At 63.5% G+C, this 8811-nt stretch carries 10 protein-coding genes and 1 pseudogene; 5 read left to right on the forward strand and 6 right to left on the reverse strand.

Going from position 1 to position 8811, the window contains the following annotated elements; translation table 11 throughout:
• The first annotated feature begins 279 nt into the window (after positions 1 to 279).
• Entirely contained in the window at positions 280 to 1944 is a 1665-nt protein-coding gene (locus JHC36_RS07325) for an NAD+ synthase (RefSeq protein ID WP_287917719.1), read from the forward strand.
• Positions 1945 to 2066: 122 nt separating this feature from the next.
• Positions 2067 to 2405: a P-II family nitrogen regulator gene (locus JHC36_RS07330; RefSeq protein ID WP_287917720.1), complete on the forward strand. Its 339-nt coding sequence runs from the start codon at positions 2067 to 2069 to the stop codon at positions 2403 to 2405.
• 27 nt (positions 2406 to 2432) lie between these two features.
• Here JHC36_RS07330 and JHC36_RS07335 read toward each other — a convergent pair whose 3' ends face one another.
• The 6 genes from JHC36_RS07335 to JHC36_RS07360 all read right to left on the reverse strand — a co-directional run bounded on the left by JHC36_RS07335 (position 2433) and on the right by JHC36_RS07360 (position 5868).
• Complete coding sequence (locus tag JHC36_RS07335) at positions 2433 to 3020, reverse strand: LOG family protein (RefSeq protein ID WP_287917723.1); 588 nt, start codon at positions 3018 to 3020, stop codon at positions 2433 to 2435.
• Positions 3020 to 3442, reverse strand: coding sequence for a diacylglycerol kinase (locus JHC36_RS07340; RefSeq protein ID WP_287917726.1), 423 nt, complete (start codon positions 3440 to 3442; stop codon positions 3020 to 3022). Before JHC36_RS07340 ends, JHC36_RS07335 begins: the two co-directional genes overlap by 1 nt.
• A gap of 8 nt (positions 3443 to 3450) precedes the next feature.
• Positions 3451 to 3942 (reverse strand): RDD family protein, encoded by a 492-nt coding sequence (locus JHC36_RS07345; RefSeq protein WP_503006963.1) that lies wholly within the window; start codon positions 3940 to 3942, stop codon positions 3451 to 3453.
• Between the two features lie 74 nt (positions 3943 to 4016).
• On the reverse strand, positions 4017 to 4583 hold the full coding sequence (locus JHC36_RS07350; protein ID WP_287917732.1) for a DUF3106 domain-containing protein: 567 nt from the start codon (positions 4581 to 4583) through the stop codon (positions 4017 to 4019).
• Between the two features lie 266 nt (positions 4584 to 4849).
• Positions 4850 to 5305 carry a DUF3619 family protein gene (locus tag JHC36_RS07355; protein ID WP_287917735.1) on the reverse strand — a complete coding sequence of 152 codons (456 nt, stop codon included), beginning with the start codon at positions 5303 to 5305 and terminating at the stop codon, positions 4850 to 4852.
• Positions 5302 to 5868, reverse strand: coding sequence for an RNA polymerase sigma factor (locus JHC36_RS07360; protein ID WP_287917737.1), 567 nt, complete (start codon positions 5866 to 5868; stop codon positions 5302 to 5304). The genes JHC36_RS07355 and JHC36_RS07360 overlap by 4 nt, the downstream gene beginning before the upstream one ends.
• A 320-nt stretch (positions 5869 to 6188) precedes the next feature.
• Between JHC36_RS07360 and JHC36_RS07365 the strand changes: the two genes are divergently transcribed.
• From JHC36_RS07365 to JHC36_RS07375, 3 genes and pseudogenes are all read left to right on the forward strand, one after another.
• A complete protein-coding gene (locus JHC36_RS07365; RefSeq protein ID WP_124219341.1) occupies positions 6189 to 7967 on the forward strand; it encodes an acetolactate synthase 3 catalytic subunit in 1779 nt (592 codons plus the stop codon).
• Between the two features lie 84 nt (positions 7968 to 8051).
• Positions 8052 to 8543, forward strand: a complete 492-nt coding sequence (gene ilvN, locus JHC36_RS07370) for an acetolactate synthase small subunit (RefSeq protein WP_124219339.1) — start codon at positions 8052 to 8054, stop codon at positions 8541 to 8543.
• A gap of 50 nt (positions 8544 to 8593) precedes the next feature.
• Positions 8594 to 8811, forward strand: a pseudogene (locus JHC36_RS07375) (ketol-acid reductoisomerase); the annotation flags it as partial.

The raw sequence follows: 8811 nt of genomic DNA on the forward strand, positions 1-8811 counted from the left end.
CGGGGCGCGCGGCCTGGTGCATCTGCTCGGCATCGAGTCGCCCGGCCTCACCAGCTGCCTGGCTTTGGCCGAGCGCGTCGTGGAACTGCTGCGCTGAGCTTGCGGCGCAACGGGCTGCGATATCCGGGTCGGGGATCCCGTGCGCGCTGCGCCTAGCCGCGGGCAGCGGGGCGCGCGGCTTTTTGTGCGGGCAGGGCGTCCCGGGCTTCGGAAGGTGTGAGAGCGGGATCGTCAGCGACCCGAATGACATAATCAGCCGTAGCCATTTCTTGCATGTTCATGACGCTCAAAATCGCCGTTGCCCAGTTGGATTTCGTCGTGGGCGACATGGCCGGCAATGCCCGGCGCATCATCGAAGCGGGCCGTTCGGCCCATGCCCAGGGTGCCCAGCTTCTGCTGACGCCCGAACTCTCCATCTGTGGCTATGCCGCCGAGGACCTGTTTCTGCGCCCGGGCTTCATCGCGGCTTGCGAGGAAGCGCTGGACCAGGTGCGTGTCGCCCTGGCCGATGTGCAAGACCTCACCGTCGTGGTAGGCCACCCGTCGGGCGGCGACTGGCGCACGCGCAGCGTGGCCGTGCCGCAGCGTTACAACGCGGCTACGGTCCTGCGGGGTGGCCAGGTGCTCGCCCGCTATGCCAAGCGCGAGCTGCCCAACTACCAGGTGTTTGACGAGCGTCGCTATTTCGTCGCCGGCGATGCTCCCTGCGTGTTCGAGGTGGCCGGCGTGAAGATTGGCCTTCTGATTTGTGAAGACGCCTGGTTCGATGCTCCGGCGCGCGAGAGCCGTGCCGCGGGCGCGGAGCTGCTCGCCGTGATCAACGCCTCGCCGTTTCACGTCGGCAAGGGCGGCGAGCGCGAAGCCATGATGCGCGCGCGTGTGCAGGACTGCGGACTGCCGCTCGTGTACGCGCACCTGGTCGGAGGCCAGGACGAGCTGGTGTTCGAAGGCCGCTCTTTCGCACTTTCGGCCGATGGCGCGGTGGCGGCCCGGGCGCCCGCTTTTGAAGAAAATCTGCTGATTGCCAGCGTCGAACGGTCCGGCGATGCTATCGAAATTGAAGGCTCCGTGGCCCCCGAGGGTACGAGCGAGGCTGACCTGTGGCATGCCCTGGTGCTGGGCGTGCGCGACTACGTCGGTAAAAACGGCTTTCCGGGGGTGATACTTGGGCTCTCGGGCGGCATCGATTCGGCTTTGGTGCTCGCGATTGCGGTGGATGCGCTCGGGCCGCAGCGGGTGCGCACGGTCATGATGCCTTCGCCCTACACCGCGGCGATGAGTCTCGAAGATGCCGCCGAAATCGCGCGGCGTCTGGGCGTGCGCCATGACGTCGTCCCGATCGCCCCCGCGTTCGAGACCTTGCGGGGCTCGCTGGCGCCGCTGTTCGAGGGCCGTGCCGAGGACACCACCGAGGAAAACATCCAGGCCCGCATCCGCGGCCTCATGCTCATGGCGCTGTCCAACAAGTTCGGCGACCTGGTGCTGACCACTGGCAACAAGAGCGAGTTGGCGACGGGTTACTGCACACTCTATGGCGACATGGCGGGCGGTTTTGCGGTCATCAAGGACGTGGTCAAGACCCAGGTCTTTCGGCTGGCGCATTGGCGCAACGCGCACGATCCCTACGGTCGCGGGGCCAACCCCATCCCTGAGCGCATCCTCACACGCCCGCCGAGCGCCGAGCTGCGGCCGAACCAGACCGATCAGGACAGCCTGCCCCCGTATGAGGTGCTCGACGCCATCATCGAGCGCTATGTCGAGCACGACCAATCCGCTGCCGAGATCGTCGCGGAGGGCTTCGACCCGGCGGTCGTCGATCGGGTGGTTCGGCTGATTCGCGTCAATGAATACAAACGGCGCCAAGCGCCCGTAGGCGTTCGCGTCACGCATCGCAGCTTTGGCAAAGACTGGCGCTATCCTATAAGCAACCGTTATCGGGGCTGACACGCGGCCGATCTCAAACCGAAGGCGGTGTCGCCCCAGAGACCGGCACTGCTTTTGATCCGAAGGAGGCCGTGTCGCCTGAGCGTGTTGGCCCCCTGTTTCGATTCACCCGAGGCCCATTTATGAAGCAAATCACCGCCATCATCAAACCGTTCAAACTCGAGGAAGTCCGCGAGGCGCTGGCCGAAGTCGGCGTGACCGGCCTGACCGTGACCGAGGTCAAAGGTTTCGGCCGACAAAAAGGCCACACGGAGTTGTATCGGGGCGCCGAATATGTCGTCGACTTCCTGCCCAAGATCAAGGTTGAAATCGTCGTCAAAGGGGACGACGTCGACCGCTGCGTCGAAGCCATCGTTCGCGCGGCACGCACGGGCAAAATTGGCGACGGCAAAATCTTCGTCAGCCCGGTCGAGCGGGTGGTGCGCATCCGCACCGGCGAAGAAGACGAAGCGGCGGTCTGAGCCGCACCGCTGCGGGAAGCGGCGGGTTCAGATCTGATCGAGGTCTCGGGCCGTCGTGAATCCCGCCGCTTCGATCAGCCGGCGCGCCAGTTCCGCGGGCTGATCGCCGTCATGGATCAAGGCCATTTGTGCCTCGCTCATGTAACCCTGGGCCACACTGGCTTTGAGAAAAGCGAGCAAAGGGTCGTAGTAGCCCGCGACGTTCAGCAGGCCGATGGGCTTGTCGTGGTAGCCCAGCTGCTTCCAGGTCCAGGCTTCGAAAAACTCCTCGAACGTCCCGATGCCGCCAGCCAATGCCAGGAAGGCATCGGCGTGTTCGGCCATGAGCCGCTTGCGTTCATGCATGGTTTCGACGACGCAGAGTTCCGTGCAACCCTGGTGCGCCCACTCGCGTTCCACGAGCGCCTGCGGAATGATGCCGAGCACCGTTCCCCCGGCGTCGAGACAGGCGTTGGCCACTGCCCCCATTAGGCCCGTGTTCCCGCCACCATAGACCAAGCGCCCACCATGCCGACCGATCCACCGCCCAAGCGTCTCGGCCGCCGCAAGCTGCGCCGGATCGTCCCCGGGCCGGGAGCCGCAATACACACACAAGGAAAACGCGGGGCGCAGCATCAGGCGAAACGACTGTAGAGCGCGCTGGCCCAAACGAAGGCGGCGAGCACGAGGCTGACGAGCACCGCCGCACTGCCCAGGTCTTTCGCTTGCCTAGACAAGGGGTGCCAGGCAGGGTCGATTCGGTCGATGGCGGCTTCAACGGCCGTGTTGAGCAGTTCCACGATCAGCACCAGAAGGACGACGCCCCCCAGAGCCGCTCGCTCGAGCCAGCTTTGGCCCAGATACATGGCGAGCGGTAACAGAACCAGCGCGGCCAGCACCTCCTGCCGAAAAGCCGTTTCCTCCCAGGCATCCCGCAGCCCGCGCAGCGAGTAGCCGGTGGCATACCAAAGCCGCTCGAGGCCCCGACGCCGCTGATGCACCTGATGCGGCTCGAGCCGATCCCGTTCCAACGGGGGCGGAGGCTGGATGGGCTTCATGGCAGGCTTCACGTGGGGCGATTCTCCGTGGGACTGGCCCCCGCGGCCGAGCCCGTACCGGCCGTCGTCACGATCCGTGTGCCGGCGATCCGGTCGTGGAGAAACTGCCGGTCCGGACCGAAGCGCGCGGCCAGCATCCAAACCCCCGCCCAAAGGACCCAGACGGACAAGGCGGCGCTTCCCGTAACGTTCAGTGCGGCGCTGATGGCCAAGGCGGGCAAAAACCAAAGCCAACTCAAAAGGTATCGGATCAAAGCTCTGGCTTGCGTCAGGGGCTGGCCGTTGCGATCGGTGATCCGCAAATGCCAGGTCTTCATGGCCAGGGTTTGGCCCTTGGACCAAAACCAGGTGAAGTAAATGCCGCAGACGACGAAGATGAACGCCTGAAGCGCGTGGCGGTTCTGCAGCGCATGGCGGGTCTGCGTCAAACTGCTAAAGAGATAGCCGGCGACGAAGACCACGCCGAACAACAGCATCCCTTCGTACAACCAGCAGGCCATGCGGCGCCCAAGGGAGGGCGTCGGCAGCCGATCGGGTGCGGACTCCGCCATCGGAATGGTCTCTTTCGGCGCCGTCACGGGCGGGGCCCAGCGCCACTACGCAGGGGCAGCAGCGTCTTGGGACGCAGCCCGGGGATGGTTGCGCTCCTTTGGCCAGCTCCACCGGGCTGAGCGCCACCGGGTGGCGGTTCATGCGGCGCAGACCCAGGCGCAGGCGGTGAAGCTGAGCTGGAGGCTGTTTTCTTCGCAGCAGGCGAGGCCAGCGGAGTGACGAGCTTTCCGGGCTTGCTGGTTCCGTTCGGGGGGTTGGCGGCCGCGGCGAGTCGGCGGCGCTCTTCTTCCGGCAGAGCCTGATAGGCTTCCCAAAGCGCACGCTTGTCTTCGACCTTCAGCTGCTGGCTCTCCCAGAAATTGAGGCGAGCGAGGGTGCGTTGCCGCGGGCTCAAGCGGGCCCATTCCGTCATGCGGCTCTGTAGAACCGATTGCTCTTCGGAGCTCATCCCGTCGAAATTTCTGGCCAGCGCCAGCCATTTGCGTTTTTGCAGGGGGTCCAGCTTGCTCCAAATCGGCGCCAAGGGTCGCAATGCCCGTTGTTCCTCCGAACTCAGTTCGTTCCAGTCGGATTGTTGGCTCGCCAGCAAGGGCGGCGGCCCCGACAGGATTTTTTTGGGCGGAGCCTTGGGCGCAGATGCCGCAAGTGCGGGCGCAGCCGTTGGGGTCAGTGACGTCCCCGGTGCCGGAGAAGGGGCTGCGGTCATGACTTGCGCCGATGCGTTCCACGCCAACGTCGAAATCAAGGCGACAAACCAAAAGCATCCCGCCGCACGGAGGCCGCGCCGCAGCACGTCCGCCGACGGTGACCCGGTTTCGGAAAGCGGCTGGCTCAGCCGAACGGAACCTCGGTTCATCAGCGCCCGGCACCCTCGGTCGGAGCGACCTTCAAAAACTGGATGAAGCCCGGATCCGTGTAGGCTTGTGGCGGCAGGTCATCGGTGAGCAAGGCCGCATCGATTGCAGCCGCCTCTTGTGCACGCTCGTCGTTGAACGCGTGTTCGAGCAGGTACAGGCCCCAGAGCAAAGCGAGCAGCGGCAACAAAGCCCAAGCTCGGCGCCACCAGGCTTCCGATTCACCGCCGCTGCCCAGGCTGGCCGTCATGTCGCTTTGAATCTCGACAGCGCTGGCGGTCTGCGGACGGAGCACGGCCTCCCGCCGACGCACGGCGACGGCGCGCTCCCGAGCGGCTCTGAGGCGCTCGCTGACTTCGTGTGGAAGCTCGGCCGTCCCCAGACTCAGAACGGCAGCGACCGATCGGCCAAACCGATCTTCCGGCGATGGGGTCGTGGAGTGGGCGCGGGTGTTCATAGTCGAATTCCTTTGGCGCGCAGCGCTTGGGCCAACGTGTGTACGGCGCGCGAGCAATGGGTTTTGACGCTGCCTTCGGAACAGCCCATGGCGGCGGCGGTTTCTGCAACGTCGAGATCTTCCCAGTAACGCAGCAGGAAGGCTTCGCGTTGACGTGGCGGCAGGTCCATCAACGCTTCCTCGATCTGCAGAAGGGTTTCCTTGCGGCTCGTGCTGACTTCCGGGCTGTCTTCGTCGATGGATTCCTGGCTCTGCGGAAAAGTTTCGAGCAGATCGAATTCCCCCTCACCCTCGGGGCCCTCGAAGTCCGAGAGGTTGCTGAAGATCGCATTCCGCGTCTTGCGCCGACGAAACCAGTCGAGCGTGCTGTTCGACAAGATGCGCTGGAACAACATCGGCAGTTCCTCAGCGGGCTTGTCGCCGTAGTGCTCCGCAAGCTTCATCATGCTGTCTTGCACGATGTCGAGCGCAGCCTCCTCGTCGCGCACGTGATAGAGCGCGCGCTTGAACGCCTTGCGCTCGACGCTGCGGAGGAATTCGGACAACTCGCGTTCAGTAGCCAAGGCTGTTGTGAAAGGGTCAAATGGGGCCGCTGGCGTTCAAGACCAACCCGCCCAGGGGTGCGTCGGAAAAGCCAGCAATTATCGCCGCTTGGTCCTGGGGTCATTTCGCGGCTTGTGGCAGCCCATTTTTGGGCGGCGGGCCCGAGCTCGGCTGCGGCGGGTGCGATAATCTGCAATTCCGACACCGGAGAAACGGGTCCTGGCCCGGCGGCGCAAGCAGCACGCCCATGGTCTTGGCCTCAAGTCCCGAAGCGGCTTCACGAGAGCGCGGCCAAGGGGCACCCTAGGTTTTTCGTCAGAGAAATTCTGAAAGGTTGAATATGGAAGTATCGAAAAAAGAGCTGGCGGTGGCCGCTCAAACGGCGGGTCACCGCCATCCCGAGGAACTTCGAGGCGCCGAAATCCTCGTCAAGGCGCTGCAGGCCGAAGGTGTCAAGTATCTGTGGGGCTACCCTGGCGGTGCGGTTCTGCATATCTACGACGCGCTCTACAAGCAGGACACGATTCAACACGTCCTGGTGCGTCACGAGCAAGCGGCCATCCACGCGGCGGACGGCTACGCACGGGCAACCGGCGAGGTCGGTGTTGCGCTCGTGACCTCCGGGCCCGGCGTGACCAACGCGGTCACCGGCATCGCGACCGCGTACATGGACAGCATTCCGATGGTGGTGATCACCGGCCAGGTGCCAACGGCTGCGATCGGGCTCGATGCTTTTCAGGAATGCGACACCGTTGGCATCACGCGGCCCATCGTCAAGCACAACTTTCTGGTCAAGGACGTTCGGCAACTCGCCGAAGTCATGAAAAAGGCGTTTCACATCGCGCGGACCGGTCGCCCGGGTCCCGTGGTGGTGGATATTCCGAAGGACGTTTCGTTCAACAAGACGACCTACCGCGGCTATCCCGAAACCGTCGAGATGCGCTCCTACAACCCGGTTCGACGCGGGCACGGCGGTCAGATCCGCAAGGCGCTGCAGCTGCTTCTGTCGGCCAAGCGGCCCTACATCTACACCGGCGGCGGCGTCTTGCTGGGGAACGCTACCGAGGAGCTGCGCACCCTGGTCGACCTGCTGGGCTACCCCGTGACCCATACGCTGATGGGGCTGGGTGCGGTTCCGGCGACCGATCGACGCTTTCTCGGCATGCTGGGCATGCACGGCACCTACGAGGCCAATATGACGATGCAGAACTGCGACGTTCTGCTTGCCGTGGGCGCCCGTTTCGATGACCGGGTGATCGGAAACCCCAAGCATTTCGCCCAGAACGAGCGCAAGATCATCCACATCGACATCGACCCATCGAGCATCTCGAAGCGGGTCAAGGTCGATGTGCCCATCGTCGGCGATGTCAAAGAAGTTCTGAACGAATTGATCCACATGATCCGCGAGGCGGGACAACGCCCGGATCAGCAGGCGCTCGGGGCCTGGTGGGAAACGATCGAATCCTGGCGGGCGCGTGACTGCCTGGCTTATGACCGCGCCAACACCGAGGTCATCAAGCCACAGTACGTCATCGAGACGCTGTGGAACATGACCCGCGACGCCGACGCCTACATCACCTCCGATGTGGGGCAACACCAGATGTGGGCGGCGCAGTATTACAAGTTCGAGCGGCCTCGGCGCTGGATCAACTCGGGCGGGCTGGGCACCATGGGCGTCGGTATTCCCTATGCCATGGGCATCAAACTCGCCAAGCCCGAGAGTGAAGTGTTCTGTGTGACGGGCGAAGGTTCGGTGCAGATGTGCATCCAGGAACTCTCGACCTGCCTGCAATACAACACGCCGATCAAGATTCTCTCGCTCAACAACCGTTATCTGGGCATGGTGCGGCAGTGGCAGGAAATCGAGTACTCGGGTCGATACAGTCACAGCTACATGGATGCGCTGCCGAACTTCGTCAAACTTGCCGAGGCCTACGGCCACGTCGGGATGCTGATCGAGCGTCCGCAGGACGTCGAGCCGGCCTTGCGCGAGGCACGCAAACTCAAGGACCGGACGGTTTTCTTGGACTTCCGCACCGATCCGACGGAGAACGTCTTCCCGATGGTGCAGGCGGGACGAGGCATCACGGAGATGCTGCTCGGTTCCGAGGACCTCTAATCGCTGAACCAGGACGAATCTATCGCGCACCAAGCCCGCGGCTTACCGGCTGCGGGGGAGGGTGGGCGAAATGAGGGCTCATGAATGAAACACATCATTGCAGTATTGATTGAAAACGAGGCCGGTGCCTTGTCGCGCGTGGTCGGCTTGTTCTCGGCCCGCGGCTACAACATCGAGTCGCTCACCGTGGCCCCGACCGAAGACCCGTCTCTGTCGCGCATGACCATCCAGACCACCGGTTCGGACGATGTGATTGAGCAGATCACCAAGCACCTGAACCGTTTGATCGAGGTCGTCAAGGTCGTCGACCTGACCGAAGGCGCTTATACCGAGCGCGAACTGATGATGGTGAAGGTACGCGCGGTGGGCAAAGAGCGCGAAGAGATGAAGCGCATGGCGGATATCTTCCGCGGGCGCATCATCGATGTGACGGAAAAGAGCTACACCATCGAACTGACCGGCGATCAGGCCAAGAACGACGCTTTTTTGGACGCCATCGACCGGACGGCCATTTTGGAAACCGTCCGAACCGGCGCCAGTGGCATCGGGCGCGGTGAGCGAATTTTGCGCGTTTGACTCCCTGATTCCCTGGGTTTTGATCCATTCAACATTTTTTAGGAGAAGGAATGAAAGTTTTCTACGACAAAGACTGTGACCTCAGCCTGATCAAAGGCAAAACGGTTGCCATCATCGGCTATGGTTCGCAGGGTCATGCCCATGCCCAAAACCTCAATGACAGCGGCGTCAAGGGCGTTGTCGGCCTGCGCAAGGGCGGCGCCTCGTGGGACAAGGGGGGCAAGGCCGGCCGCACGGTGCTCGAAGTGAACGAAGCCGTCAAGGCGGC

The organism is Tibeticola sp. (genome assembly GCF_022759015.1).
Classification (GTDB): Bacteria; Pseudomonadota; Gammaproteobacteria; order Burkholderiales; family Burkholderiaceae_C; genus Tibeticola; species Tibeticola sediminis.